This is a genomic window from Amycolatopsis sp. NPDC047767 (assembly GCF_040704195.1).
Classification (GTDB): domain Bacteria; phylum Actinomycetota; class Actinomycetes; order Mycobacteriales; family Pseudonocardiaceae; genus Amycolatopsis.
Map to the genome: position 1 here is coordinate 138,953 of NZ_JBEYSJ010000002.1, position 25,618 is coordinate 164,570.

General features: G+C 72.1%; 24 protein-coding genes. 11 read left to right on the plus strand and 13 right to left on the minus strand.

What is annotated here, in order from left to right:
• The first annotated feature begins 19 nt into the window (after window positions 1–19).
• Window positions 20–817 carry a hypothetical protein gene (locus AB0878_RS03840; protein ID WP_366576210.1) on the plus strand — a complete coding sequence of 266 codons (798 nt, stop codon included), beginning with the start codon at window positions 20–22 and terminating at the stop codon, window positions 815–817.
• 107 nt (window positions 818–924) lie between these two features.
• Here AB0878_RS03840 and AB0878_RS03845 read toward each other — a convergent pair whose 3' ends face one another.
• On the minus strand, window positions 925–1,968 hold the full coding sequence (locus AB0878_RS03845) for a ferrochelatase (RefSeq protein ID WP_366576985.1): 1,044 nt from the start codon (window positions 1,966–1,968) through the stop codon (window positions 925–927).
• Window positions 1,969–2,054: 86 nt separating this feature from the next.
• Between AB0878_RS03845 and AB0878_RS03850 the strand changes: the two genes are divergently transcribed.
• Both AB0878_RS03850 and AB0878_RS03855 read left to right on the plus strand, forming a co-directional pair.
• On the plus strand, window positions 2,055–2,639 hold the full coding sequence (locus AB0878_RS03850) for a TetR family transcriptional regulator (RefSeq protein WP_366576212.1): 585 nt from the start codon (window positions 2,055–2,057) through the stop codon (window positions 2,637–2,639).
• A 121-nt stretch (window positions 2,640–2,760) separates the two neighbouring features.
• Complete coding sequence (locus AB0878_RS03855) at window positions 2,761–3,972, plus strand: Cmx/CmrA family chloramphenicol efflux MFS transporter (RefSeq protein ID WP_366576214.1); 1,212 nt, start codon at window positions 2,761–2,763, stop codon at window positions 3,970–3,972.
• Window positions 3,973–4,030: 58 nt separating this feature from the next.
• On the opposite strand, the gene fabI is transcribed toward AB0878_RS03855, so the two are convergent.
• Together fabI and AB0878_RS03865 are read right to left on the minus strand one after the other, a co-directional pair.
• Window positions 4,031–4,798 (minus strand): enoyl-ACP reductase FabI, encoded by a 768-nt coding sequence (gene fabI / locus AB0878_RS03860; protein WP_360601602.1) that lies wholly within the window; start codon window positions 4,796–4,798, stop codon window positions 4,031–4,033.
• 57 nt (window positions 4,799–4,855) lie between these two features.
• Entirely contained in the window at window positions 4,856–5,560 is a 705-nt protein-coding gene (locus AB0878_RS03865) for a beta-ketoacyl-ACP reductase (protein ID WP_285966883.1), read from the minus strand.
• Window positions 5,561–5,908: 348 nt separating this feature from the next.
• Between AB0878_RS03865 and AB0878_RS03870 the strand changes: the two genes are divergently transcribed.
• The 6 genes from AB0878_RS03870 to AB0878_RS03895 are packed head-to-tail and all read left to right on the plus strand — an operon-like array spanning window position 5,909 to window position 11,192.
• Entirely contained in the window at window positions 5,909–7,243 is a 1,335-nt protein-coding gene (locus AB0878_RS03870) for an MFS transporter (RefSeq protein ID WP_366576217.1), read from the plus strand.
• Between the two features lie 14 nt (window positions 7,244–7,257).
• Window positions 7,258–7,923, plus strand: coding sequence for a response regulator transcription factor (locus AB0878_RS03875; RefSeq protein WP_366576219.1), 666 nt, complete (start codon window positions 7,258–7,260; stop codon window positions 7,921–7,923).
• Between the two features lie 3 nt (window positions 7,924–7,926).
• Window positions 7,927–9,312, plus strand: coding sequence for a HAMP domain-containing sensor histidine kinase (locus tag AB0878_RS03880; RefSeq protein ID WP_366576221.1), 1,386 nt, complete (start codon window positions 7,927–7,929; stop codon window positions 9,310–9,312).
• On the plus strand, window positions 9,309–10,250 hold the full coding sequence (locus AB0878_RS03885; protein ID WP_366576223.1) for a TAXI family TRAP transporter solute-binding subunit: 942 nt from the start codon (window positions 9,309–9,311) through the stop codon (window positions 10,248–10,250). The genes AB0878_RS03880 and AB0878_RS03885 overlap by 4 nt, the downstream gene beginning before the upstream one ends.
• Before the next feature lie 23 nt (window positions 10,251–10,273).
• Window positions 10,274–10,708 (plus strand): thioesterase family protein, encoded by a 435-nt coding sequence (locus AB0878_RS03890; RefSeq protein ID WP_366576225.1) that lies wholly within the window; start codon window positions 10,274–10,276, stop codon window positions 10,706–10,708.
• A gap of 16 nt (window positions 10,709–10,724) precedes the next feature.
• Window positions 10,725–11,192 (plus strand): tRNA (cytidine(34)-2'-O)-methyltransferase, encoded by a 468-nt coding sequence (locus AB0878_RS03895; protein WP_366576227.1) that lies wholly within the window; start codon window positions 10,725–10,727, stop codon window positions 11,190–11,192.
• Window positions 11,193–11,198: 6 nt separating this feature from the next.
• On the opposite strand, the gene AB0878_RS03900 is transcribed toward AB0878_RS03895, so the two are convergent.
• From AB0878_RS03900 to AB0878_RS03910, 3 genes are read right to left on the minus strand one after another with little or no spacing between them, the layout of a single operon-like run.
• Window positions 11,199–12,179: a VWA domain-containing protein gene (locus AB0878_RS03900; RefSeq protein ID WP_366576229.1), complete on the minus strand. Its 981-nt coding sequence runs from the start codon at window positions 12,177–12,179 to the stop codon at window positions 11,199–11,201.
• Complete coding sequence (locus AB0878_RS03905; RefSeq protein ID WP_366576231.1) at window positions 12,176–13,123, minus strand: DUF58 domain-containing protein; 948 nt, start codon at window positions 13,121–13,123, stop codon at window positions 12,176–12,178. The genes AB0878_RS03900 and AB0878_RS03905 overlap by 4 nt, the downstream gene beginning before the upstream one ends.
• A 5-nt stretch (window positions 13,124–13,128) precedes the next feature.
• Window positions 13,129–14,193 (minus strand): MoxR family ATPase, encoded by a 1,065-nt coding sequence (locus AB0878_RS03910; protein ID WP_366576233.1) that lies wholly within the window; start codon window positions 14,191–14,193, stop codon window positions 13,129–13,131.
• A gap of 379 nt (window positions 14,194–14,572) precedes the next feature.
• Here AB0878_RS03910 and AB0878_RS03915 point away from each other — a divergent pair, with 379 nt between their 5' ends.
• Window positions 14,573–15,355 (plus strand): GNAT family N-acetyltransferase, encoded by a 783-nt coding sequence (locus AB0878_RS03915; protein WP_366576234.1) that lies wholly within the window; start codon window positions 14,573–14,575, stop codon window positions 15,353–15,355.
• Here AB0878_RS03915 and AB0878_RS03920 read toward each other — a convergent pair.
• Window positions 15,309–15,974, minus strand: coding sequence for a hypothetical protein (locus AB0878_RS03920; protein ID WP_366576236.1), 666 nt, complete (start codon window positions 15,972–15,974; stop codon window positions 15,309–15,311). The two genes, AB0878_RS03915 and AB0878_RS03920, sit on opposite strands and share 47 nt — an antisense overlap.
• Window positions 15,975–15,993: 19 nt before the next feature.
• Window positions 15,994–17,268: an NlpC/P60 family protein gene (locus AB0878_RS03925; protein WP_366576237.1), complete on the minus strand. Its 1,275-nt coding sequence runs from the start codon at window positions 17,266–17,268 to the stop codon at window positions 15,994–15,996.
• Window positions 17,269–17,692: 424 nt separating this feature from the next.
• Between AB0878_RS03925 and acnA the strand changes: the two genes are divergently transcribed.
• On the plus strand, window positions 17,693–20,503 hold the full coding sequence (acnA, locus tag AB0878_RS03930) for an aconitate hydratase AcnA (protein ID WP_366576239.1): 2,811 nt from the start codon (window positions 17,693–17,695) through the stop codon (window positions 20,501–20,503).
• 180 nt (window positions 20,504–20,683) lie between these two features.
• Here acnA and AB0878_RS03935 read toward each other — a convergent pair whose 3' ends face one another.
• Genes AB0878_RS03935 through AB0878_RS03955 form a run of 5 tightly spaced genes read right to left on the minus strand, consistent with a single transcriptional unit; the run spans window position 20,684 to window position 25,493 of the window.
• The gene (locus AB0878_RS03935; protein ID WP_364048815.1) at window positions 20,684–21,154 is read right to left on the minus strand and encodes a nitroreductase family deazaflavin-dependent oxidoreductase; all 471 of its coding nucleotides are present in this window, start codon (window positions 21,152–21,154) and stop codon (window positions 20,684–20,686) included.
• Complete coding sequence (gene egtD / locus AB0878_RS03940) at window positions 21,147–22,118, minus strand: L-histidine N(alpha)-methyltransferase (protein ID WP_366576241.1); 972 nt, start codon at window positions 22,116–22,118, stop codon at window positions 21,147–21,149. Before egtD ends, AB0878_RS03935 begins: the two co-directional genes overlap by 8 nt.
• On the minus strand, window positions 22,115–22,879 hold the full coding sequence (gene egtC, locus AB0878_RS03945; protein WP_366576243.1) for an ergothioneine biosynthesis protein EgtC: 765 nt from the start codon (window positions 22,877–22,879) through the stop codon (window positions 22,115–22,117). Before egtC ends, egtD begins: the two co-directional genes overlap by 4 nt.
• A gap of 5 nt (window positions 22,880–22,884) precedes the next feature.
• Window positions 22,885–24,234, minus strand: a complete 1,350-nt coding sequence (egtB, locus tag AB0878_RS03950) for an ergothioneine biosynthesis protein EgtB (RefSeq protein ID WP_366576245.1) — start codon at window positions 24,232–24,234, stop codon at window positions 22,885–22,887.
• A complete protein-coding gene (locus tag AB0878_RS03955; protein ID WP_366576247.1) occupies window positions 24,231–25,493 on the minus strand; it encodes a glutamate-cysteine ligase family protein in 1,263 nt (420 codons plus the stop codon). Before AB0878_RS03955 ends, egtB begins: the two co-directional genes overlap by 4 nt.
• Window positions 25,494–25,618: the final 125 nt, after the last annotated feature.

Sequence of the window (25,618 nt, forward strand, 5' to 3'; positions counted from 1 at the left end):
ACCGGTAAAATAGGGCGTCGTGTGCCGTCCCAGTGCGACCCTCGCCGTCTGGTCCTCCGCGTGGCTCAACGGAGCCGCGGCTTCCGATGATGTGCTCGACGCCCTCGCTGCCTGGGGCGAAGCGCACGACGTCGTCGCGGCCGACGCCCCCGCCGCCGAAGCTTTCGAGCTCCCGCTGGCGTTCCACCGCGCCGCCACCCCGGTCCAGCTCCTCATGGCGCTGCGCGCGCAGGGCGTGAAAATGGCCCAGCTCGTGCTCCCCGTGCCCGGCGACGTCCGCGGGCTCGGCGGCGGCGGCCCGTTCGCCGAAGCGGCGCTGCGCTGCGGTGACGCGGTGGTGCTGACCGAGCTCGGCTTCGGCCTCGTGCCCGAGCCGATCGCCGAGGGGCTCATGCGCTGGACGGTCTACTCGGTGCCCACCCCGGTTCCGCTGGAGTACCAGTCGCTGCCCGACGCCGAACACGGGCTCACGGACGCGATCCGCGCGAGCGCGGGTGCCTTGCAGGCCCTCGACGTGGCCAGCGACCGCCCCGGCGTGCGCGCCGAGCTGTCGGCGCACCTGCGGTCGCGGCCGCAGGTCGAGTGGCCGGCCGGCACGCCCGCGCGGGCGCTGCGAGTGTTGCAGCGCGCGGAGGAGATCTCGGCGATCCTGGCCATCGCACGCACCGACGACCCTGGTGGCGCGCTGTCCGCTTCGGCCGCCAGCCGCCGGGCCGAAGCGCTGCGGCCGCTGTCCGACGCCGTGCGCACGGCTCGGACGGCGTCGGTCAACGAAGCGGTGCGGGTGTTCGCGGAGCAGGCCGACCGGCAGCCGTGAGGTTCCCGGCGGTGAGTCGATCGCCAGGAACCTCGGCTCAGCCGAGAGCGAACAGCGAGGTTTTGCCCGCGTTGCCCGGTTTTCCCGGGCAACGCGGGCTTTTCAGCTCAGCGGGCGGGACGCTTCGCGGGCTCGCAGCACCCGATCGAACAGGGCGCGCCGTTGACCGAGCAGCCGCCGGCCGGGAAGGGCGAGAGCTTGCGGGCCGGGGCGCCGGAAACGTGCTCGCGCACCAGTTCCACGACCAGCTCGGCGAAGCGCGGGTCCACGTCGGGCGTCGCGGCACGGGCGAAGGCCATGCCGTGTTCGGCGGCGCGCTCGGCGGCTTCGTTGTCGAGGTCCCAGATCACCTCGAGGTGGTCCGAGACGAAACCGATCGGGCTGACGACCACGGACTTCACACCGTCGGCGTGCAGCGCGTCGAGGTGGTCGACGATGTCCGGCTCCAGCCACGGCACCTGCGGCGGCCCCGAGCGCGACTGCCAGACCACGTCGTACTCCGCGATGCCCGCCTCGGCGGCCACGAGCCGCGCCGCCTCGGCGATCTGGCGGGAGTAGCGCCGTCCCCCTTCCGCGGGCGGGCCGGACGCGACGTCGGCGCTCACGGGCACGGAGTGCGCGGTGAAGACCGTGCGCGTGCCGGGCCGGTCGCCGAGGCTCGCGTGGGCGGCGCGCACCGCGTCGGCGACGGCGGAGACGAACAGCGGGTGATCGAAGAACTGGCGCAGCTTCACGATCTCCGGGGCATCCGGACCCACGGCTTCGCGGGCGCGCACGATGTCCTCGTCGTACTGACGGCACGCGGAGTAACCGCCGTAGGCACTGGTGGGGAACGCGAGCACGCGCCGCACGCCGTCGGCCTTCATCCGCGCCACGGTGTCCTCCACCATGGGCTGCCAGTTGCGGTTGCCGAAGTACACCGGCAGGTCGAGCCCCTCGGCCGCCAGCTGCTTCTCGACGGCCGCGATGGCCGCACGGTTGAGCCGGTTGATCGGCGACACCCCGCCGAAGTGCTGGTAGTGCTCGGCGACCTCCAGCAGCCGCTCGCGCGGCACCCCGCGGCCCCGGGTGACGTTCTCGAGGAACGGCATCACCTCGTCGGGCCCCTCCGGACCGCCGAACGAAAGCCATAACAACGCGTCGTAACCCACGGTGTCCATCTTGCCCCTGTGGCGGCGCCCACGACGGAGCGGGCTCATTGTGTACCGAGCTATCCAAAACCTGGTACGGTGTGCTCATGCCCAGGCCACGCGAGTTCGACGAGACCGAAGCCCTCGAAGGCGCCATGAACGCCTTCTGGGCCCACGGTTACGAGGCGACCTCGACGCAGGACCTCTGCGCCGCGACCGGGCTCGGGCGCAGCAGCGTGTACAACACCTTCACCAGCAAGGAAATCCTGTTCCGGCGCGCGCTCGAGCACTACATCGAGCTCGGTGTCCGCAGCCGGGCCGCCGTACTGGAAGAAGCCGACGACGGGCTCGACGCGATCCGGCGGCTCCTGGCGTCGGTGATCGACGACGAGCTCACCCACGGCCGCCGCGGCTGCCTGGTGGTGAACACCGTGGCCGAGTTCGGCACCGCGGACCCCGAGATCGCGGCGCGCGTCGAGGCCGACACTGCCGCACACCTGGCCTCACTCGCCGAATGCGCCCGCGTCGGCCAGGCCGACGGCAGCATCACCCGCGACCGGGATCCGCGCGACATCGCGGAGTTCGTGCACAGCACCGTGAGCGGGCTGCGGCTGATGTCGCGCCGCGGCGCGCAACGCCCGGCCATGACGGCGGTGGCCGACATCGCCGTCGCCGCGCTCGCCCGCCGCTGACCTCACCCCCGACCGCGCCACCCTCTCCCCCTTTTTCACCCTGGCATCAGCGCCGATGCGTCACGGGCCAGTTTTGTACCAGACGATCCAATACCAGACGATCCTCAAGGAGAGACGAACCGTGCCTTTGGCCGTCTTCGTGCTCGGGCTCAGCATCTTCGCCCTCGGCACCTCGGAGTTCATGATCACCGGCCTGCTGCCCGGGATGGCGGCCGACCTCGGCGTCAGCATCCCCGACGCCGGCCTGCTCATCTCGGCGTTCGCCGTCGGCATGGTGGTCGGCGCACCGCTGCTGGCCGTCGGCACGCTCAAGCTGCCCCGCCGCACGACCCTGCTCGCGCTGCTCGTGGTGTTCGCCGGCTCGCACGTCGTCGGTGCGCTCGCCCCGGGCTACGGGCTGCTCTTCGCGACCCGCATCGTGAGCGCATTGGCCTGCGCCGGATTCTGGGCCGTCGCCGCGGCGACCACGGTCTCGCTCGTCCCCGCCGCGCGCCGCGGCCGTGCGCTCGCGGTGCTGGTCGGCGGCCTGACGCTGGCGAACATCGCCGGCGTCCCCGCCGGCACCCTCCTCGGCCAGCACGCCGGCTGGCGCACCGCGTTCTGGGCCGTCGCGGCGCTGACCGTGCTGGCCGTCGTCGGCGTGCTCGCGTTCGTGCCGCGCACGGTCTCGGACTCCTCGGCGCTGCGGGTGCGGACCGAGCTGCGGGTCTTCCGCAACGGACGCGTGTGGCTGGCACTGGGCGTGATCGCGCTGACGCAGGCCATGGTCTTCGCGACGTTCAGCTACCTCGCGCCGTTGCTCACGACGACCGACGGCCTGCCGTCTTCGTGGGTCCCGCTCGTGCTGGTGCTCTTCGGCGCCGGCGCGCTGATCGGCATCCTCGCGGGCGGCAAGCTCGCCGACGCCCACCCGTTCGCGACGCTCTACGGCAGCCTGGCGCTGGCCGTCGTCGCGCTCGTCGCGCTGGCGGTCACCTCGGACGTGGCGGTGGCCGTGACCGCGGTCCTCGTGCTCGGCGCCGCGGCGTTCGCGGCCAATCCGGCCCTCAACGTCCGCGCCTACTCGGTCGCGGGCGGATCGTCCACTTTGGTCGGCGCCAGCACGACGTCGGGCTTCAACGTCGGCAACACCACGGGCCCGTGGGTCGGCGGGGTCGCGATCAACGCGGGTCTCGGCTTCCCCAGCGTCGCCTGGGTGAGCGTGGGCCTCGGCGGGCTGGCGCTGGCCGCCCTGACGTTCGCGCTGCGCCTGCAGCGTTCGGACGACGCCCGCTCGCCACGCCGTCCGGCGCTCTCCCCCGACGAGCCGGTGGCCCAACCCGCCGCGCAGTGAAACGGTGAACGGCTCCCGCGAACACATCGCGGGAGCCGTTCACCGTAAGGGAAGAAACTCAGATGCCGAGCGCGTGCACGCCGCCGTCGACCATGATCATCGAGCCGGTGGTGGCGGGCAGCCAGTCCGACAGCGCGACGCAGACGGTCTTGGCCGTCGGGTCCGGGTCGGAGCTGTCCCAGCCGAGCGGGGCGCGGTCGTTCCAGCCGTCTTCGAGCTCGTTGAAGCCCGGGATCGACTTCGCGGCCATGGTCTTCATCGGGCCGGCGCTGACCAGGTTCACGCGGATGCCGCGCGGGCCGAGGTCGCGCGCGAGGTAGCGGTTCACCGACTCCAGGGCCGCCTTCGCGACGCCCATCCAGTTGTAGGCCGGCCACGCCACGCGCGCGTCGAAGTCCATGCCGACGATCGACGAGCCGCGCGAGAGCAGCGGCAATGTCGCCACGGCCAGCGACTTGAACGAGAACGCCGACACGTCCACGGCGATCTTCACGTCGTCGCTCGGCGCGTCCAGGAACGGCGCGCCCAGGCAGGTCTGCGGGGCGAAGCCGATGGAGTGCAGCACGCCGTCGAGGCCGTCGACGTGCTCGCGCACGCGGTCGGCCAGCGAGTCCAGGTGCTCGGAGTTGGTCACGTCGAGCTCGAGCACCGGCGCCGGCTTCGGGAGGCGCTTGGCGATCGTCTTCACCAGCGAGAGGCGGCCGAAGCCGGTGAGCACGACCTCAGCGCCCTCTTGCTGCGCGATCTTGGCCGCGTGGAACGCGAGCGAGGCGTCGGTGATGACACCGGTGATCAGCAGCCGCTTGCCTTCGAGCAGTCCGGGCAACGGGTTCCTCCAGGTCTCGGGTGATGTCGCTAGGGGTGGTCGCGAAAAGTCGGCAGGTCAGTGGCCGAGGCCGAGGCCGCCGTCGACCGGCAGCACCGCGCCGTTGACGTAGGCGGCGTCGTCCGAGGCGAGGTAGCGCACGGCCGCGGCGATCTCGGCCGGCTCGGCGTAGCGGCCGGTGGGCACGTTGGCGAGGATCTCCTTCTTGCGGTCCTCGCCGAGCGCGTCGGTCATGTCGGTGCGCACGAAGCCGGGCGCGATCACGTTGGACGTGATGTTGCGCGAGCCGAGCTCCCGCGCGAGCGAGCGCGAGAACCCGACGAGGCCGGCCTTCGACGCGGCGTAGTTCGCCTGGCCCGCCGAGCCGGAGAGCCCGACGACCGACGAGATGAAGATGAACCGGCCCCAGCGGGCGCGCAGCATGCCGCGCGACGCGCGCTTGGCGACCCGGAACGCGCCGGTGAGGTTCGCGTTCACCACGCGCTCGAACTGCTCCTCGCTCATGCGCATCAGCAGCGTGTCGTCGGTGAGCCCGGCGTTGGACACCAGCACCTCGACGGGGCCCTGGTGCTCCTCGACCAGCTTGAACGCGGCGTCGATCTGCTCGGCGTCCGTGACGTCCGCTTCGACCCCGAAGAGCCCTTCCGGCGCGCCGGAGCCGCGGTGGGTGACCGCCACCTGGTGGCCCTGCTCGGCGAGGTCCCGGGCGATCGCCAGACCGATACCCCGGTTGCCGCCGGTGACCAAGACCGACCGTCCCACTGCACGTCTCCCTCTGCTCGGTGTCCCTGTCGCGAACGCGTGGGGACGAGGCTATCGGCCGCGCGCGGCGTCGCCGCACCCGGCGCCACCTCCGCGTCCGGGCCGGGCGCGGAAGTCCAGAGCGGAGGTTAGGGCGCGGCGCGCCGGTCCGTTTGCGCTGACCAGAGGGTTCCTACAAACCGGGGGAAGGCCGGGCGTGCGATCCGCACAAAACGTGATCAGGATCGCCGGTCCCCGGGCCCTCCGAGACGCTCGGAACTCGCCTAAGGACAGGTAAGGAACAGCGCCGCGACCTTGCCGCGCGCGTGCTCCGGTGGTCACCGTGTGTCGCGACACAGGAGGTCAACGATGACTACCCGGATCCCCACCCCGGCGACCCGCGAGGGCGAGCGGCGAGTCGTCGGCAACGTGCTGCGCGGCTCCATCGGCAACCTCGTCGAGTGGTACGACTGGTACGCCTACTCGGCGTTCACGATCTACTTCGCCAAAGCGTTCTTCCCCGGCGGCGACGCGACGGCCCAGTTCCTCAACACCGCGGCCGTGTTCGCCGTCGGGTTCCTGATGCGCCCGCTGGGCGGCTGGCTGCTCGGCCGCTTCGCCGACCGGTTCGGGCGCCGCAGCGCGCTCGTGCTCTCGGTTTCGATGATGGCGTTCGGCTCGCTGCTCATCGCGGCGACGCCGGGTTACGCGGCCATCGGCGTCGCGGCGCCGATCCTGCTCGTGCTCGCGCGGCTGCTGCAGGGCCTCTCCGTGGGTGGTGAGTACTCGACGTCGGCAACGTATCTGTCCGAAGTGGCCACTCCCGGCAAACGCGGGTTCTACTCCAGCTTCCAGTACGTGACGCTCGTCGGCGGGCAGCTGCTCGCGCTCGGGCTGCAGCTGATCCTGCAGAGCGTGCTCACCGAGGCGCAGATGGGCGACTGGGGCTGGCGCATCGCGTTCGTCGTCGGCGCCGTCGCGGCCGTGGTGGTGATGGCGCTGCGGCGCAGCATGGACGAGTCGGCCAGCTACGAGCGCGTGGCCGCGGAGTCCGGATCAGGGTCCGGCAGGCAGGCCGGCGAACGCGGCACGCTGCGCACGCTCGTGAAGTACCCCAAGGAGATCGCGCTCGTCGTCGGCCTCACGCTCGGCGGCACGGTCGCCTTCTACACCTACGCGACCTACACGCAGAAGTTCCTCGAGAACACCGCCGGCATCCCGCGCCGCACGGTGACGTGGATCCTGTTCGTCGCGTTGCTCGTGTTCGCGCTCCTGCAGCCGGTGGCCGGGCGGCTGTCGGACCGGATCGGCCGGCGGAAGCTGCTGATGTTCTTCGGCATCGCGGGCACCGTTCTCACCGTCCCGATCATGACTACGATGGCACACACCAAACAGCCGGTGCTCGCCTTCCTGCTGCTGCTCGGCGCGCTCGTGATCGTCACGGGCTACACGTCCATCAACGCGATCGTGAAGGCCGAGCTGTTCCCCACGCGGATCCGCGCGCTCGGCGTCGGCCTGCCGTACGCGCTGACGGTGGCGATCTTCGGTGGCACGGCCGAGCTCATCGCGCAGGCGCTGAAGAAGGCGGGGCACGAATCCCTGTTCTTCTGGTACGTCGCGGGCTGCATCCTCGTCTCGCTCGTCGTGTACGGGACAATGCGCGAAACGTCGCGTTCGTCCGCACTGGAGCGGGACGAAGACTGACCGGGAGGACGGCCGTGCGCGTGCTGCTCGTGGAGGACGACACCGGGGTCGCCGGTGCGCTCGCCGAGACGCTGGACGCGCGCGGCCACACCGTGACCAGCGTCGGCCGCGGTGCCGACGCGCTGCACCGGCACCGCGAGGCCGACCTGCTGCTGCTCGACCTCGGCCTGCCGGACCTCGACGGGCTCGACGTGCTGCGCAAGATCCGCCAGGTCTCGGGCGTGCCCGTGATCGTGCTGACCGCGCGCGGCGACGAGCGCTCCGTCGTCCGCGGGCTGCGCCTGGGTGCCGACGACTACCTCACGAAACCCGTGCGGCTGGCCGAACTGCTCGCGCGGATGGACGCCGTCGTGCGCCGGGCGGGCGGGCGCGACACCCCGGCCGACGACGCCGTGGTGCGGCTCGAAGACGTCGAGATCGACCTCGGCGGGCGCCGCGTCCTCGTGGCGGGCCGGGACATCGGGCTGACGACGAAGGAGTTCGCGGTGCTGGCCGTGCTCGCCGCGCGGCCCGGCACCGCCGTGAGCCGCCAGCAGCTGATGGACGAGGTGTGGGGCGACGCGTACCTCGCCATCTCGCGGTCGCTGGACGTCCACATGACACAGCTGCGCGCCAAGCTCGACCGCCCGGGCCTGCTCACCACGATCCGCGGCTTCGGCTACCGGCTGGGCCGGGGCTGAGCGGTGCGCACCCGCCTGCTCGTCGTGCTGGTCGCGCTCGCGCTGCTCGTGGTGGCCGCGTTCGCCGTGCCGCTGCTGGCGAGCACCGCGGAGCAGCGCACGCAGCAGCTGGTGATCTCCCGCAGCAGCGACGTCGACCGGTTCGGCGTGCTGGCACAGCAGGCGGTCGACGCCCACGACCCGGCGGCCCTCGACGCCGAGGCCGAGCGGTACTCGGCGCTCTACGGCGAGGCCGTGGTGGTGGTCGACGCGCAGCGCGCGCCGCTGGTGCAGACGGGTGGGCTCACGGCCGCAGCGCCGGAGGTGCGTGCGCTCGTGGAGGCGACCATGCGCAACGAGCCGGCGCCGCGCGTCGAACGGCTGAGCCCGTGGTCGGCCGGGCCGGTGCTGTTCGCGCGGCCGGTGGGTTCGGGCACGCGGGTGGCCGGCGTGGTGGTGCTGCGCGCTTCCGTGGCCGCGGCGGCCGCCGACGTCGCCGCCCGCTGGAGCGCGATCGCGGCCGGGGCGCTGCTCGTGGCCACCGTGTTCGTCCTGCTGGCGGTGCTGCTGGCCCGGTGGATGGTGCGGCCGCTGGTGGAGCTCGAGACGGGTGTGCTGGCCGTCGCGGGCGGCCACCGCGCACAGGTGCCGGAAAGCTCCGGGCCGCGCGAGCTGCGGTCGCTGGCGGCTTCGGTGAACCGCATGTCCGATGCCGTGGCCGAGGCCGCCGACCAGCAGCACCGGCTCGTCGCGGACACCTCCCACCAGCTGCGCAACCCGATGGCCGCGCTGCGGCTGCGCGTCGACTCCCTCGCCTCGGCCGAGGCCGACCAGCCCGCGTACCGCGCGATCGTCGCGGAGGTCGAGCGACTCGAACGCATCCTCGACGGGCTCCTGGCGCTCGCCACCGCGGAGTCCACCGCCACCCGCATCGCCGCCGGCGCGGCGGACGAACCGGCCGACCTCGCCGCCGTCCTCGCCGAACGCGTCGACGCCTGGCGCCCCGCCGCCGACGACGTCGGGGCCACCCTGCTCCCCGGCTCTGGCCACGACGAACCGGTCCTCGTCCACACTCCCGAGGGCGAGCTCGCGCAGATCCTCGACGTGCTCCTCGACAACGCGGTCCACCACGCCGGCCGCGGCGCCACCATCTCAGCCGCGTGGGAGACCTCGCCGGGCGCCGCCACCCTCGTCGTCACCGACGACGGCCCCGGTCTGCCCGCCGCCGACCTGGCCCGCGCGACGGACCGCTTCTGGCGCGCCGGCGGCGACGGCGCGCCCCGCGGCACGGGCCTCGGCCTCGCCATCGCGCGCGAGCAGACCCGGGCCCGCGGGGGCACCCTCGAACTGCGCGCCAACGCCCCGCACGGGTTGCAGGTTCGCGTGACCCTGCCGGCGGTGACACCGTGACGATCACGCGCCGCACCGCGTTGCTCGGCGGACTCGGCCTCGCGCTGGCCGGGTGCGCGCCCGCGTATCGCGGCCCCGAGCGGTCCGTCACGATCGCCGCCGGGGAGGAGGGCGGGTTCTACCTGGCGTTCGCGGAGGTGCTCGCGGGCGAGGTGAGCCGGGCGGAGCCGCGCTTGCACTGCACGGCCGTGCCGACCGAGGCGAGTGTCGTGAACGTCGAGCGCGTCCGAGACGGAAAGGCCGACCTGGGACTGGTGCTCGCGGACGTCGCGCAGTCGGCGCTCGCGGGCCGGGCGCCCTTCCCCGCGCCGGTGCCGGTGCAGGCGCTGGGCCGGGTCTACGAGAACTACCTGCAGCTCGTGGTGCGCGCGGACGATCACCTCGCGCAGCTGCGGGACCTGGCCGGACGGCCGGTGTCCGTCGGCGCGGGCGGATCGGGCGCCGCGCAGCTGGGCGAGCGCGTGTTCGCGGCGGCGGGCGTGTCGGTGGTGGCGCAGCACTTGCCGCTGGCGGACGCCATCGCCGCGCTGCAGAGCCAGCGCATCGACGCGCTCCTGTGGTCCGGCGGTCTCCCCACCCCGGCGCTCGCCGAGCTCAACCGCACGACGCCGCTCGCCCTGCTGCCGCTCGCATCGGTGATCCCCGCGCTGCGCGCGAAGCACGGGCCGGTCTACGAACAGGTCCAGGTCCCCGCCGGCGCGTACGCGGGTGTCGGGGCGCCGGCGACGATCGGCGTGGCGAACCTGCTCGTCTGCGCCCCGCGGCTGCCTTCGGACGTCGCCGCGGCGGTGGTGCGGGTGCTCGCCGGGCGCGCGGCCGATCTGGTCCCGGCACAAGCCGTCGGGACGCAGTTCCTCGACGTGCGCACGCTCATCGGCACCCAGCCCGTGCCGCTGCACCCCGGGGCCGCCGACACGTACCGGGCGCTCCACGGCTGATCCGCGCTCGCTAGATTGGTCGCGTGACCCCACCGCGCCGACCGCTGGTCGAGATGCCCTTGCGCGTGCGCTACCACGAGTGCGACGGCCAGGGGATCGTCTTCAACGCGCACTACCTGGCCTACGTCGACATGGCCTCCTTCGAGGTCGAGAAGGCGCTGTTCGGCTCGCACGAGGCGTTCCTGGCCACGGGGATCGACGTGGTGGTCGCGGAGTCGAACCTGCGCTACCGCGCGCCGTGCCGCTACGACGACGACCTCGTGGTGTCGGTGTTCCTCACCCATCTCGGGACCACGTCGATGGTCTACGAGTCGGAGATCCGCCGCGGCGGCAAGCTCACCACCGAGGCGAAGATCCGCTACGTGTTCATCGACCCCGTGACCCTGCGCAAGACCGAGCCGCCCGCCGCCGTGCGCGACGTCTACGCGGCCCACCTGCCCGCACCCACCGCTTCCTGACGTTCGAGGTCCGGCCATGTTCCGCGTGCTCTTCTACCACCCCGAGATCCCGCCGAACACCGGCAACGCCATCCGGCTGGCCGCCAACACCGGCTGCGAGCTGCACCTGGTGGAGCCGCTGGGGTTCACGCTCGAGGACAAGCAGCTGCGCCGCGCCGGGCTCGACTACCACGACCTCGCCCGCGTCCACGTGCACGCGGACCTCGCCGCCGCGTGGCACGCGCTGTTGCCGGCCAAGGTCTACGCGTTCAGCGCCAAGGCCGCGCGCCTCTACACCGACGTGGCCTACGAACCCGGCGACGTGCTGCTGTTCGGCCCGGAGTCCGCCGGCCTGCCCGACGCCGTGCAGCACTCAGCCGAGATCACCGACCGGGTGCGGCTGCCGATGCTGCCCACGAGCCGCTCGCTCAACCTGGCCAACACCGCGGCCATCACGATCTACGAAGCCTGGCGGCAGAACGGGTTCGGCCTGCCGCCAGGCTGACGCCCGCTACGGGAGTCTCTGCCCGATCAGCAACGCGGCCGCCGCCCCGATCATCAGCACCAGGGTGCCGATCACGACCCACGGCTTGCTCGCGTCGGCGTTCTTGAGCTCGTAGCCGATCTGCTCGCCGAGGTCGGCGTAGACCTTCTTCAGCTCGTCGGCGCTGGCGGCCTTGTAGAAGTCGCCGCCGGACAGCCGCGCGATCTCCTTCAGGGAGTCGTCGTCGACCCGCACGTCCTGCGGTTTGCCCTCGATGTCGACCGAACCGTGGGTGGTGCCGAACGAGATCGACGAGATCGGCATCTGCGCCTGCTTCGCCGCCTGCGCCGCGGTGTACGCGCCGCGCGGGGCGTAGAGATCCTCCGGCACGGTCTGCTTGCCGTCGCTCATCAGCACGATGCGCGCGGGCGGCGGACCGTCGGCGCCGCCGACCACGGCCGAGAAGCTCTCGATCGACTGCATGGCCGCGAAGATGCCTTCACCGGTCGCGGTGGACTGCGCGAGCTTCAGGTTGTCGATCGCCTTCACCACGCCGGCGCGGTCGGTGGTCGGGTTGACCAGCACGGTCGCGGTGCCCGCGAAGGAGATCAGCCCGAGGTTCACGCCCGGGGTCATGTTCTCCGCGAACTGCTTGGCCGCGTCCTGTGCCGCCTTCAGGCGGTTGGGCGTGACGTCGGTGGCCTCCATCGACAGCGACACGTCGATCACCAGCACGACCGTGGCGCGGTTGCGCGGCACCTTCTGCTCGGCCGTCGGCCCGGCCAGGGCCACTGTCAGCACGAGTAGCGACAGCACGATCAGCACCGCCGGCAGGTGCCGGATCCAGCCCTGCGTCTTCGGCGCGACCTTGTCGAGCAGTTCCAGGTTCGCGAACCGCATCACGCGCTTGCGCCGCGCGCGCTGGGCGAGCACGTAGGCGACGGCGACGGCCGCCACCAGGATCAGCAGCAGGAACCACCACGGCGACGTGAACCCGGCCAAGCTCATGCGACACCTCCCGACCAGCGGCGCTTGCGGGCGACCACGAACCGCACCATGTCGGCGATCCAGTCGGAGTCGGTGCGCAGCACCAGGTGCGCCGCACCCGCGCGGCGCAGCCCGGCCGCGACGTCCTGCCGGTGGGCGTGCGCCGCGGCGCCGAACTCCTTGCGCAGCAAGGCGGAAGCGTGCACTTCGCGCTGTTTCCCTGTCTCCGGGTCGGCCAGGACGACGGTGCCCACGTCGGGCAGGTCCACGTCGCGCGGGTCGAGGACTTCGATGGCGATGAGCTCGTGGTGCCCGCCGAGCGCGCGCAACGGCCGCTGCCAGTCGGTGGGTCCCAGGAAGTCCGAGATCACCACGCCCAGGCCCCGCCGCCGCGGCGGACGGCGAAGCTGCTCCAGCGCGTCGGCGAGATCTCCCCGGACGCCTTCGGGCGCCCGCGGGGTCTCGGCCAGCCGCCGGATCAGGCCGCGCGCGTGGGCGAGCCCGCCGCGCGCGGGGATGCGGTTCACACCCTGGCCGTTGGACACGAGCGCGCCGATGCGGTTGCCGCCCCCGCCGGTGAGGTGGGCGACGGCGGCCGTCGCGCACACCACCAGGTCGCGTTTCTCGCACAGCGCGGTGCCGAAGTCGAGGCTCGCGGACATGTCCGCGACCACCCACGTCTCCAGCTCGCGGTCGGCCACCGTCTCGCGGATGTGCGGGGTGGTCGTGCGGGCCGTGACGGCCCAGTCCATCCGCCGCACGTCGTCGCCCGGCTGGTACGGCCGCGCCTCACCCGGCTCGGAGCCGGGACCCGGCACGAGGCCGAGGTGGTTGCCCTGCAGCAGGCCGTCGAGCCGGCGGCGGACGTCGAGCTCCAGCGTGCGCAGCCCCGCCTCCAGGCGGTCGCCGCGCAGCACCGGGGGCGCCCACCCGGGACGCTCGTCTTTCTGCGCCTTCCCTGCCACGCCGACTACCTGACGGGCGCGCCCGCCGGCACCGGCCCGGTCCCGCCCTGCGGCCGGGCCGAGACCTGCGGCAGGGGCACCGTCTGCAGCACGCGGGTGATGATGTGGTCCACGGGCACGCCGTCGGCCAGCGCGTCGTAGGACAGGACGAGGCGGTGGCGCAGCACGTCGGGCACCACGTCGACGACGTCCTGCGGCAGCACGTAGTCACGGCCGCGCACCAGCGCGAGCGCGCGGGCGGCGGCGATGATGCCGAGGCTCGCGCGCGGCGACGCGCCGTAGGACACCCAGCCCGCGACGTCGGCCAGGCCGTGGTCGTTGGGCGTGCGGGTGGTGAGCACGAGGCGGACCACGTAGTCGACCAGCGCGTGGTGCACGAACACCTGCGACGCGACGCCCTGCAGGCGCACGAGCTCGCTGGGGCTGAGCACCTCGTGGGGCACCGGCGGCGTGACGCCCATCCGGTAGATGATCTCGCGCTCTTCCTCGGCCGTGGGGTACTCGACCACGATCTTGAACAGGAAGCGGTCGCGCTGCGCCTCGGGCAGCGGGTACACGCCCTCGTTCTCGATCGGGTTCTGCGTGGCGAGCACGAGGAACGGGTCGGGCATCGGGAAGGTCTGGCCGCCGATCGACACGTGCCGCTCGGCCATCACCTCCAGCATCGCCGACTGCACCTTCGCGGGCGCGCGGTTGATCTCGTCGGCGAGCACGAAGTTGGCCACGACCGGGCCCAGCTCCACGTCGAAGCGCTCGGCGCCCTGGCGGTAGATGCGCGTGCCGAGGATGTCGGCCGGCACGAGGTCGGGCGTGAACTGCACCCGGGAGAACGACCCGCCGACCACCCGCGCGAAGGTCTCCACGGCCAGCGTCTTCGCGACACCGGGCACGCCTTCCAGCAGCAGGTGCCCCTTCGCCAGCAACCCGACGAGCATGCGCTCCACCAGCCGGTCCTGGCCGACGATGATGCGCTTGACCTCGAACACGGTGCGTTCCAGCAACTGGGCGTCCCGCGCCGGCGCGCCGGGCTGCTGCCCGTTCCCGCCCTCGGCGTAGCCGGGCTCGGTCACTCTGCCTCCTGTGGTTCTGCTTCCTCCGGGCTCGCCCGCGACCGTACTGCTTCCCGGTGGTCGAAGTCCGCGCGGCACGCTGGCCGTCACGGTAGCCAAGCGCATCAGCGGTGTGACAGCTGTGAAGACCGTGTCAGCGACGCCGGCGCAGGTCGCGCGGCGTGTCGTGATCGTCGGTTTTGACCGGTTCGACCTGCGGTTCGATGCAGCCGCGACCCTCCCCTGCCGCGGCGCGGGCGCGGGCAGTTGGTCCACAGTGGACTCCACCACGGCTTCCCCTGCACGTCAGCTCCGGCTTGTCCACACCGGACAGTCAATGGACGGCCCGCCGGCGAACGCGATCCCCCGCGTACTCCCCCGCCCACGCTAGCGTTCTCTCATGACCGACCCCCTGCTGGCCGCCTACGACGCCGAAGTGCGCACCGCCGAGCTGACCACACCGGAACCGGGCACGACCCTGGACCGCGACGCTCCCGTCACCCGCATCCTCGGCGCCCGGCGCGGTTTCGTGGCGGGGCCGCCGGACCTCGGCGTGGCCGGCGCTTCGCTGGACGCCCTCATCGCCCGCCAGGTCCGCTTCTTCGCCGCACGCGGTGAAGCTTTCGAATGGAAAACCCGCGCCCACGACCGTCCCGCCGATCTGCCCGACCGCCTGCTCGCCGCCGGATTCGCACCGGAGGAAACGGAAACGGTCCTCATCGCGCCCCTCGACGCGATTTCCCCCTCGGCTCCGCCCCCGCCCGACGTCACCATCCGCGAAGCCTCCGGCGACGCCGATCTGCGCCGCATCGCCCACCTCAGCGCCACCGTCTTCGGCAGTGACGAGGCCGCCGTCGCCCGCGACCTCCTCGCGCGCGCCCGCGCCGACCACGGCACGACGGTCCACGTCGTCGCCGAGTCCGCCGGGCACTTCGTCTCCGCCGCCCGCCTGGAACTCGTCGGCGGCACCACCTTCGCCGGCCTCTGGGGCGGCGCCACCCTCCCGGCCTTCCGGGGCCGCGGCCTCTACCGCGCGCTCGTCGCCCACCGCGCCGCCACCGCCCGCACCCGCGGCGCCCGCTACCTCCAGGTCGACGCCCTCCCGCCGAGCCGCCCGATCCTGCAGCGCCTCGGCTTCACCGCCGTGACCACGACCACGCCGTACGTCTGGAGCCCGGCCTAGGCCGGCCCACCGCGGCCTCGACCTCGGCCGGCCGGCCGAGGTACCAGCGGTCGAACGTCATCCGGCCGTGGCCGTCGGCCTGCGGTCCGATCCGGCCGTCGCAGGCCTCGCCGTCGAACCACAGTGCGCCGCGGTCGGGGCCCGTCACCACGAGGAGGTCGTAGTGGCCGCAGCCCTGGTGGCTGAGCGGCAGGGTGCCGTGGGTGTCGGCCTCGTCGCGGGCATCGAGCGAGCGGGACAGCTGCGGCCATCGCTCCTGCGGGATCTTCGTGAAGTCCGGCCATTCGGCGTGGTGGAAGAGCTCCCATTGCGGAAACTCCGCCCGCAGGTCCACGGAGGCGCCACGCCGGTCGCCTGCGGCGAACTCCCAGCGCCGGCCGGACCGGCCGAAGCCCAGCAGCCCGTAACCCGGACCCGCCCCGCCGGCGCCGACCTCCACGAGGAAGCTGCGGTACGGCTCCGGCGAAAGTGCCCCGAACTGCTCCTCGATCGCCTCGACGTCGCGTTCGCTCAGCGGTGGAGCCGGCCGGAACCCGTGGGCGGTCGCGCCGAACACCGAGCGCGCTGCGCGCCGCTTCGCCAGGCGCGCCAGCCGGTCGCGGACGCCGTCCCAGGTCACGAGGGACGAGCGTAGGGCCTCAGCCGATCAGCCGGGTCGCGTACGGCATGATCCCGCCGTAGCGCACGGCCGTCACGCGGACGTACGAGCCGGACTGCGGGGCCTCCACCATCTGGCCGCCGCCGAGGTACAGGGCGACGTGGTGGATGCCGCCGGCGCCGCCCCAGAAGAGCATGTCACCGCGGCGCATCTGGGACAGCGGGACGCGGCGGCCGGAGGTGTACTGGTAGCCGCTGTAGTGCGGCAGGGCGCGCACGCCGGCGAAGGCGTAGATCATCAGGCCGGAGCAGTCGAAGCCGATCTTGCGGTAGTCGCCGTACATGTCGGCGACGCCGCCGTCGTGGATGCCGCGAGTGGGGCCGCTGCCGTTGCCGCCGCCCCAGGCGTACGGACGGCCCAGCTGCGAGAGCGCGCGGGCGATCACGGACTCGATCGACGAGCCCGCCGCGGGCGAAGGCCGGCCACCGCCGCCGGAGGAGGGACGGCCGCCGCCGCCCGAAGAATTCAACGCCGCCTGGCGGGCGCGTTCCTCGTCCTCGCGCTGCTTCTGCGCGAGCCAGTCCTGGTAGCGCTGGCGCTGGCCCTGCAGGCCGTTGACCTTCGACTGCGCCGCGTAGAGCTGCTGCTCGACCGAGCTCTTGCTCGCCTGCAGCTGCTGGTTCTGCGACGCCTGGGTCTGCTGCGCCTGCACGGCGTCGGCCTGGGCGGCGTCGGCGCCGCTCTTCGCCTGGCGCGCGGCTTCCTGCTTCTGCTGCGCGACGTCGAGGGCCTTGCGGGCGGCGGCGTCCTTGTTGGACTTGTCCGTCTGCGCCTGTTGGAGGCGGTCGAGCGCGTTGAGGCGCGAGCCGCCGATGGAGTCGAGGATCTGGGCGCGGGCCAGCAGGTCCTTGGGGCTGTCGGAGGTCAGGTACGCCGAGATGGAGCCGACCGTGCTGCCCTGCTCGAAGCTGGCCGCCGCGAACTCCTTGAGGTCCTGGCGCGCCTTCTCGATGGCGCCCGCCGCGGCATCGGCCTGCGTGCGCGCGGACTTCGCGGCGTCCTCGGCCTGGCTCGCGGCGTCCTGCGCCGACTGCAGGTCGACCAGAGCCTTCATGGCCTGTTCCTGCTTCAGCTCCACGTCGTCCTGCAGCGAGCTGAGCTTCTGCTCGGCCTGCGCGAGCTGGTTGGTGAGCTTGCCGACCTCGCCGGCCTTCTCGTTGGCCGCGGCCTTCGACGAGTTCAGCTCGGAGTCGCTCGGGTTGGGCGGGGGCGGCGGCACCGCCAGACCCGTGCCCGTTGCTCCGAACAGGACCACGAGAGCGAAGGAGCCGACAGTGAGACCACGCCGCAAGACCCGTCCACGCCGGACCACCACGACCCGCCACCTCCCGCTCACCAGCGCCTGCCAGCAGTGATCACACCGCGTGCCACTGCAGTCACACCACTATCACAAGCCTCAGGCGGAACTCACACACCGTAGACACCAATTCCCCTCATCGGGGGACCCCCGACGTTCGGCGTGTCCGAATGGCCCAGCTCACTCCGCGTGTCGTCTTGAAGTGAATACAGGACACGCGTACTGTTTGGGGCGACGGACGAGGTGTGCCATCCCGATTCCGGTCCTACGGTGGGGGTGCGCAAGACTCGGTCGCGGTCTTCCCGAGGACCGCGAAACACACACCGAACTGACCCGGGGCCCGCACCCGCGACGGCGCGGGTCCCCGCCACTGGAGTTAGACGTGACTGCACCTGCCAGCAAGGACAGCTTCGGCGCCAAAGACACGCTGAAGGTCGGAGACAACTCGTACGAGGTCTTCCGCCTGAACAAGGTCGAGGGCGCCGAGCGCCTGCCGTACAGCCTGAAGATCCTGCTCGAGAACCTGCTGCGCACCGAGGACGGCGCGAACATCACCGCCGACCACATCCGCGCGCTCGGCAGCTGGGACCCCAGCGCCGACCCGTCCATCGAGATCCAGTTCACGCCCGCGCGCGTGATCATGCAGGACTTCACCGGCGTTCCTTGCGTCGTGGACCTCGCCACCATGCGCGAGGCCGTCACCGACCTCGGCGGCGACCCCGACAAGGTGAACCCGCTGGCGCCGGCCGAGCTGGTCATCGACCACTCCGTGATCATCGACGTGTTCGGCCGCGCCGACGCGTTCGAGCGCAACGTCGAGATCGAGTACGAGCGCAACCGCGAGCGCTACCAGTTCCTGCGCTGGGGCCAGGGCGCCTTCGACGAGTTCAAGGTCGTCCCGCCGGGCACCGGCATCGTGCACCAGGTCAACATCGAGCACCTCGCGCGCACGGTCATGGCCCGCAACGGCCAGGCCTACCCCGACTCCTGCGTCGGCACCGACTCGCACACCACGATGGTCAACGGCCTGGGCGTGCTGGGCTGGGGCGTCGGCGGCATCGAGGCCGAGGCCGCCATGCTGGGCCAGCCGGTGTCGATGCTCATCCCGCGCGTGGTCGGCTTCAAGCTGACCGGCGAGATCCCGACCGGCGTGACCGCCACCGACGTGGTGCTCACCATCACCGAGATGCTGCGCAAGCACGGTGTGGTCAGCAAGTTCGTCGAGTTCTACGGCGACGGCGTCGCCTCGGTGCCGCTGGCCAACCGCGCCACCATCGGCAACATGAGCCCCGAGTTCGGCTCCACCGCGGCGATCTTCCCGATCGACGACGAGACCATGCGCTACCTCAAGCTCACCGGCCGCTCGGCCGAGCAGGTCGCACTCGTCGAGGCCTACGCCAAGGAGCAGGGCCTCTGGCACGACGCGTCCCACGAGCCGGTCTACTCCGAGTACATCGAGCTGGACCTCTCCACGGTCGTCCCGTCGATCGCCGGCCCGAAGCGCCCGCAGGACCGCATCGAGCTGTCCGACGCCAAGGAGTCGTTCCGCAAGTCGGTGCACGACTACGTGGAGGAGCAGCACCCGGCGCCGCACACCAAGGTCGACGAGACCATCGAGGAGACCTTCCCCGCGAGCGACCCGGCTTCGCTGTCGTTCGCCGACGAGGACGCCGTGCCGGTGGCCTCGGCCGCCAACGGCGCGTCGGGCCGCCCGTCCAAGCCGGTCACGGTGAAGTCGGACGAGCGCGGCGAGTTCGTGCTCGACCACGGCGCCGTGGTGATCGCCTCGATCACCTCGTGCACCAACACCTCGAACCCGTCCGTGATGCTGGGCGCGGCACTGCTCGCCCGCAACGCGGTGGACAAGGGCCTCACGGTCAAGCCGTGGGTCAAGACGTCGATGGCGCCGGGCTCGCAGGTCGTGACCGACTACTACAACAAGGCCGGCCTGTGGCCGTACCTGGAGAAGCTGGGCTACCACCTGGTCGGCTACGGCTGCACCACCTGCATCGGCAACTCCGGCCCGCTGTCGGACGAGATCTCGGCCGCGATCCAGGAGAACGACCTCACCGCCGTCTCCGTGCTCTCGGGCAACCGGAACTTCGAAGGCCGCATCAACCCCGACGTGAAGATGAACTACCTCGCGTCGCCGCCGCTGGTCATCGCCTACGCGCTCGCCGGCACGATGGACTTCGACTTCGAGCGCCAGCCGCTGGGCCAGGACACCGACGGCAACGACGTCTTCCTGAAGGACATCTGGCCGACGCCGCAGGAGATCCAGGAGACCATCGACTCCTCGATCACGCAGGAGATGTTCACCAAGGACTACGCCGACGTCTTCGACGGTGGCGAGCGCTGGAAGGCGCTGCCCACGCCCGAGGGCAAGACCTTCGAGTGGGACTCCGAGTCCACCTACGTCCGCAAGCCCCCGTACTTCGAGGGCATGCAGGCCGAGCCGGCGCCGGTCACCGACATCTCCGGCGCGCGCGTGCTGGCGAAGCTGGGCGACTCGGTCACGACCGACCACATCTCCCCCGCCGGTGCGATCAAGGCCGACACCCCGGCCGGCAAGTACCTCACCGAGCACGGCATCGATCGCAAGGACTTCAACTCCTACGGCTCGCGCCGCGGCAACCACGAGGTCATGATCCGCGGCACCTTCGCGAACATCCGGCTGCGCAACCAGCTGCTGGACGACGTGCAGGGCGGCTACACCCGTGACTTCACCCAGGACGGCGCCCCGCAGGCGTTCATCTACGACGCTGCGCAGAACTACGCCGCGCAGGGCACCCCGCTGGTCGTGCTGGGCGGCAAGGAGTACGGCTCGGGCTCGTCGCGTGACTGGGCGGCCAAGGGCACCTCGCTGCTGGGCGTGCGCGCGGTGATCACCGAGTCGTTCGAGCGCATCCACCGCTCGAACCTCATCGGCATGGGCGTCATCCCGCTGCAGTTCCCGGCCGGCGAGTCGGCCGCGTCGCTGAAGCTGGACGGCACGGAGACCTTCGACATCTCCGGCATCACCAAGCTGAACGACGGGGAGACCCCGCGCACGGTGCACGTCACCGCCACCAAGGAAGACGGCACCAAGGTGGAGTTCGAAGCCGACGTCCGCATCGACACCCCGGGCGAGGCCGACTACTACCGCAACGGCGGCATCCTGCAGTACGTGCTGCGCAAGATGACCAACGCCTGATCTAGCACTGCCTGACCAGTCTGGTCGGAACACACGCGAAGGCCGCTCCGGGACTCCCCCGGGGCGGCCTTCGCCGTTCGTGCGTCAAACCTGCGCGGCTTCCCAGCACGCCCTCGTCACCGACGATTCCGTCGGCAGGGCGCGACACCGCCTACTCCGTCTTGGTGAGCACCGCCTTCGCTAGCGCCGCGACAGCACGAACACCGGCAGCGGCCGCCCGGCCGCGACGCGTTCCATCTCGTAGCCCGGCCAGAACGCGAGCAGCTCGGACCACATCCGGTCGTACTCGGCGCCTTCGAGCTCGCGGGCCTTGACTTCCACGACCCGCGCGCGGATCCCGACTGTCGCTTTGGGATCCGCGCGCAGGTTGTAGGTCCAGGCCGGGTTGTTCGGCCGGCCCCAGTTCGAGCCGGTGAGCACGAAGTCGTCGCCGTGCGGGAAGTACAGCAGGTTCGTGCTGCGGGGCAGCCCGCTCTTGCGCCCGGTCGTGGTCAGCCGCAGGGACGGCAGGCCCGCGATGCCGACGAGGCTCACCCGCCCGCCGAAGAAGCGGTGCAGCTTCTGGTCGGTCCAGATGATGCCGCGCGAGAGCGTCATCACGAAGGGCCGGGTACCGAGCTTGCGAGCGAAGGGCTCGAGGGGGTTACGCACGAACAGATCTTGCCAAACTCACCCCGAACCGCTCCTGGGAGTCCGTCCACCAGCGCTCGACGGCGAACCCGGCGGCGGCCAGCTCCGCCTCGACGCCGGTACGGCGGAACTTCGCGGAGATCTCCGTGCGGATGTGCTCGCCCGCCGCGAAGCGCACCTGCAGGTCGGCGCCCGGGATGTCGACGGTGACCTCGCGCCGGGCCCGCAGCCACATCTCGATCCACTCGTCCTCGGCGTTCCAGTACGAGACGTGCTCGAAGGTGTCGAGGTCGAAGTTCGCCCCCAGCTGAGAGTTGATCACCCGCAGCACGTTGCTGTTGAAGGCGGCGGTGACCCCGGCCGCGTCGTCGTAGGCGCGCTCCAGCGTCTCGCGGTCCTTCACCAGGTCCGTGCCCAGCAGCAGCCACTCGCCCTCGTCGAGTACCTCGCGCACCGACCGCAGGAACGTGGCGCGTTCGGCGGGCAGGAAGTTGCCGATCGTCCCGCCGAGGAACGCCACCACGCGCGGCGAGGTGCCCGGCAGCAGGTTCAGGTGCTGGGTGAAGTCGCCGACGACACCGCGCACCTCCAGCTTCGGGTAGTCCGCCGCGATCGCCTCGGCGGCCTCGGCCAGCGCCGACTCCGACACGTCGAGGGGCACGAACGACTCGAGCGTGCCGTGCTCGGTCAGCGCGTCGAGCAGCAACCGCGTCTTCTCGCTCGACCCGGACCCGAGCTCGACGAGCGTGTGCGCGTCGGTGAGCCGCGCGACGTCACCGGCCCGCGCGGCGAGCACCTCACGCTCGCTGCGGGTCGGGTAGTACTCGGGCAGCTCGGTGATCTTCTCGAACAGCTCGCTGCCCTCGGCGTCGTAGAACCACTTGGGCGGCAACCACTTCTGCTCCGCCGTCAGGCCCGTTCGCACGTCCGCGCGAAGCTCGCCCGCGACGTCGCGGCGATGGCTTTCGAGATCCACATCCGTCATGAGGTGGTGCTCCGATCCAGGGTCAGGGGAAGCAGTTCGACGCCGGCCTCGGTGACGCGCACGGCGTGGTGCTCGGGAACGGGGGTCCAGGCCGGGTCCGGGTCGCACGGCTCCGACGCCAGCACCACACCGCCGGCCACGGACCGCACCGACAGCGCATGCGTCCACGTGGTGCCGATCAGTGTGGTGCCGTCGGTCAGCAGGAAGTTCAGCCGCGAACCCGGAGCCGCGGCCTCGACCTCGGCGATCAGGTCGGTGACCGCGGCCAGCGGGTCGGCTCCGTCGCGGAGCCGGGCGCGCAGCAGCGCCCACAGCAGCGCCGCGTCGGTGGGCGCCTCGAGCGTGAGCAGTTCGGTCACGTCGAGCGACCTCGCCAGCCCGGCCATCGAACCGGGCCAGCCGCGGACCACGCCGTTGTGGCTGAACAGCCACCGCCCGTCGTTGAACGGCGCCGCGGCCGCCTCGGTCACCGGCATCCCGGTGGTGCCGTTGCGGACCGCGGCGACGAACGCCGTGGTCGAGACCGCGGCGGCCAGCGCGGGCAGCGTCTGGTCCGTCCACAGTGGAGACGCACGCCGGTAGCGCTGCGGCGCACCACCGGGCTCGGGGTACCAGCCGAGGCCGAAGCCGTCGGCGTTGACCGAGCCGCCGCCGCGCATGTCCTGCGGCGCGTAGGACTGCACGAGCAGCGCGTGGGGCGCCGCGAACACGAGCTCGGCGGGCGAGACGGGCGCGCCGAAGTACGCGAGGTGCCGGCACATGCCGCTCAGCTCACCTCGCCGGGCCGGGGGTCACGGGCGCAGCGGAAGCCGGAGAAGATCTGCCGCCGGATCGGGTAGTCCCAGTTGCGGAACGTGCCGCGGATCGCCGCCGAGTCGGTGCCGAACGAACCCCCGCGCAGCACCTTGTACTCCGGGCCGAAGAACACCTCGGAGTACTCGCGGTACGGGAAGGACGCGAAGCCCGGGTAGCCGTGGAAGTCGGTGCTGGTCCACTCCCACACGTCACCGATCAGCTGGTGCACACCGAGCGGCGACGCCCCGGCCGGATACGCGCCTGCCTCGGCCGCGCGCAGGTGGCGCTGGCCGAGGTTGGCGTGGTCGGCCGTCGGTTCCTCGTCGCCCCAGGGAAAACGCCGCGACCGGCCCGTCTCCGGGTCGTGGCGCGCGGCCTTCTCCCACTCCGCCTCGGTGGGCAGCCGCTTGCCCGCCCACGCGGCGTACGCCTCGGCCTCGTAGTACGACACGTGCACCACGGGCTCGTTCACCGGCACCGGCTCGTGGACGCTGAACCGCGTGCGCCACCAGCCACCCGGCTCGCGGTGCCAGAACCGCGGCGCCGTGATGTCGTGGTCCTGCCGGTAGGCCCAGCCGGGCTCGCTCCAGAACCGCCGCTCGTCGTAGCCCCCGGACTCGAGGAACTCGACGTAGGCCCCACACGTGACCGCGCCGGTGTCGAGGAAGTACGCCGGCACGTCGATCTCGTGCGCCGGGCGCTCGTTGTCCAGCGCCCACGGCTCGGCCGTGGTCCCCATGGTGAAGCGGCCGGCCGGCACGAAGACCTCGGCGGGCAGCCGGCCCGCCCGCGCGGCCGGCGGCTCCGGCGCGTGCAGCACCGGCTCGCCCTTGCGCAGCTGGTGGGTGGCCAGCATCGTCTCGTCGTGCTGCTGCTCGTGCTGGGTGATCATGCCGAACGCGAACGCGCTCTCGGTGAGCCGGCTGCCCTCCAGCGGCGCGGTCTCCAGCACGTCGAACGCCTTCTCTCGGACCTCGCGCACGTACGCGCGGGCCTCGGCCGGGCCGAGCAGCGGCAGGGCCGGCCGGTCGGCGCGCGCGTGCTGGAACGCGTCGTAGAGGTCGTCGATGTCGGGGCGCAGCGGCTCACGCCCGCCCACGTCGCGGACCAGCCACAGCTCTTCCTGGCTGCCGATGTGCGCGAGGTCCCAGACCAGCGGCGACATCAGCTTCGAGTGCTGGCGGACCAGATCCTCGTCGTCGACGGCATCGGTGAGGACGACGCTGCGCGCCCGCGCCCGGGTGAGGGCCTCGGCCGCGTGGGCCCGCAGGTTCTGCGGGCTCAGGTCCAGCAGCGGGTTGTGCTCCGGGGTAACGCTCATCGCTCCTGACTCCTCGATCCGTTCACGCGTGTGCGCACGCTCTCGGTGATCTCAGTGATGGTTCCGGCCGGCAGGCCCGTGGTCGGCAGCTCGGCGATGCCGAGCTCCACGAGCTTGCGCGCGACGGCGGCGATGGCCTCGTCGCCCAGGCCCCGCGTCGCGGCCTCGACCCAGCGGCCCGCCACGGGCGCGCACAAGCGGCGCACCTCGTCCACTGTGGACGGACGGGCGAGCAGGGCCGAGACGACGGCGACCGGCGCCAGCCACTCGCCGGGTGGCTGGGCGTCGAGGTACCGGATCTCCAGGTACCCGTGGGGCCGCACCGGGGTGAACATCGTGGTGAGGTGGTAGTCGAGGTCCTCCGCCGTCGGACGGCGCAGCACCCCGGCCGCACCGCGGCCGTCGATCCAGTCGGCGAACGTGAGCCCGTCCGGCGCGTCCCACGGCCGCTCGCCGCGGGGCAGCACCATCAACGGCGTGTCCATCATCCGCCGCCCCCAGTCGGCGGCAGGGTCTGGACCGGGCTCGGCCGAACGGGTCCGGACCGGTTCGGTCTCGAGCACCGCGAGCCAGCGCGCGGACTCGAGGCCGGTGTCGCGACCGGCGTGCACCCGGGAGTTGGCGAACGCGGCGAGCAGCGGCGGCCCCATCACGTGGGCCGCCTCCCAGCGCGCGGCGACCTGGTCGGCTTCTCCTGTGTCCACGCAGATCTGCAGCCCGGCGGTGCTGCACATCATGGTGATCCCGCCTTCGCCGATCGGCTCGAACCGGCGCTCCATCGCGGCGTAGCGAGGAGTGCGCAGGGCGCGCCGGGGCGGGCGGTGGGCGTCGATGCCCGACTCGCCGAGCACGAGTCCGTGCCGGGCCAGCAGGCTGACGAGGTGGGAGAGGTCGGCCGAGACGGCTGCGTGCAGATCGGGCAGCGAGGCCTGAGGAAGAGCGGAGATCTCCACCTGGCACCCGGGCTCGAGGCTCACGGGAGAGCCTGCCGGAAGCGGGGTGGCCGGACTGTCGGGGCGCAGTGTCCGCGGGGTGTGCGGGCCGAGCGCCGTGGCCAGGACATCGGGGTCGAGGGGGCGGGCCGGGTCCTCGGCGTGGTGCACCGTGAACTCGAGTTCCACGCCCAGCAGTCTCGGTGGGCCGTGCTTGAAACACACCGAGGCGACGTACGCCTCCCCGGCCGCGCGGTCCGAAAGCACCCGCGCGGTGAGGTTCGACGCACTTCCGGACTTCTCCGGAAAATCGTGCACCGCAGTCATCGTTCGCCGTCCGAGTCAAGGAGGTCCGCGGGGTGGGACCTCTCGTCTTCGGACGCTACACGGAGGGTCTGACAAAATCAGGTGCACGCGAGCGCGCGCGAGATTCACAACACTCTCGTAAGGTC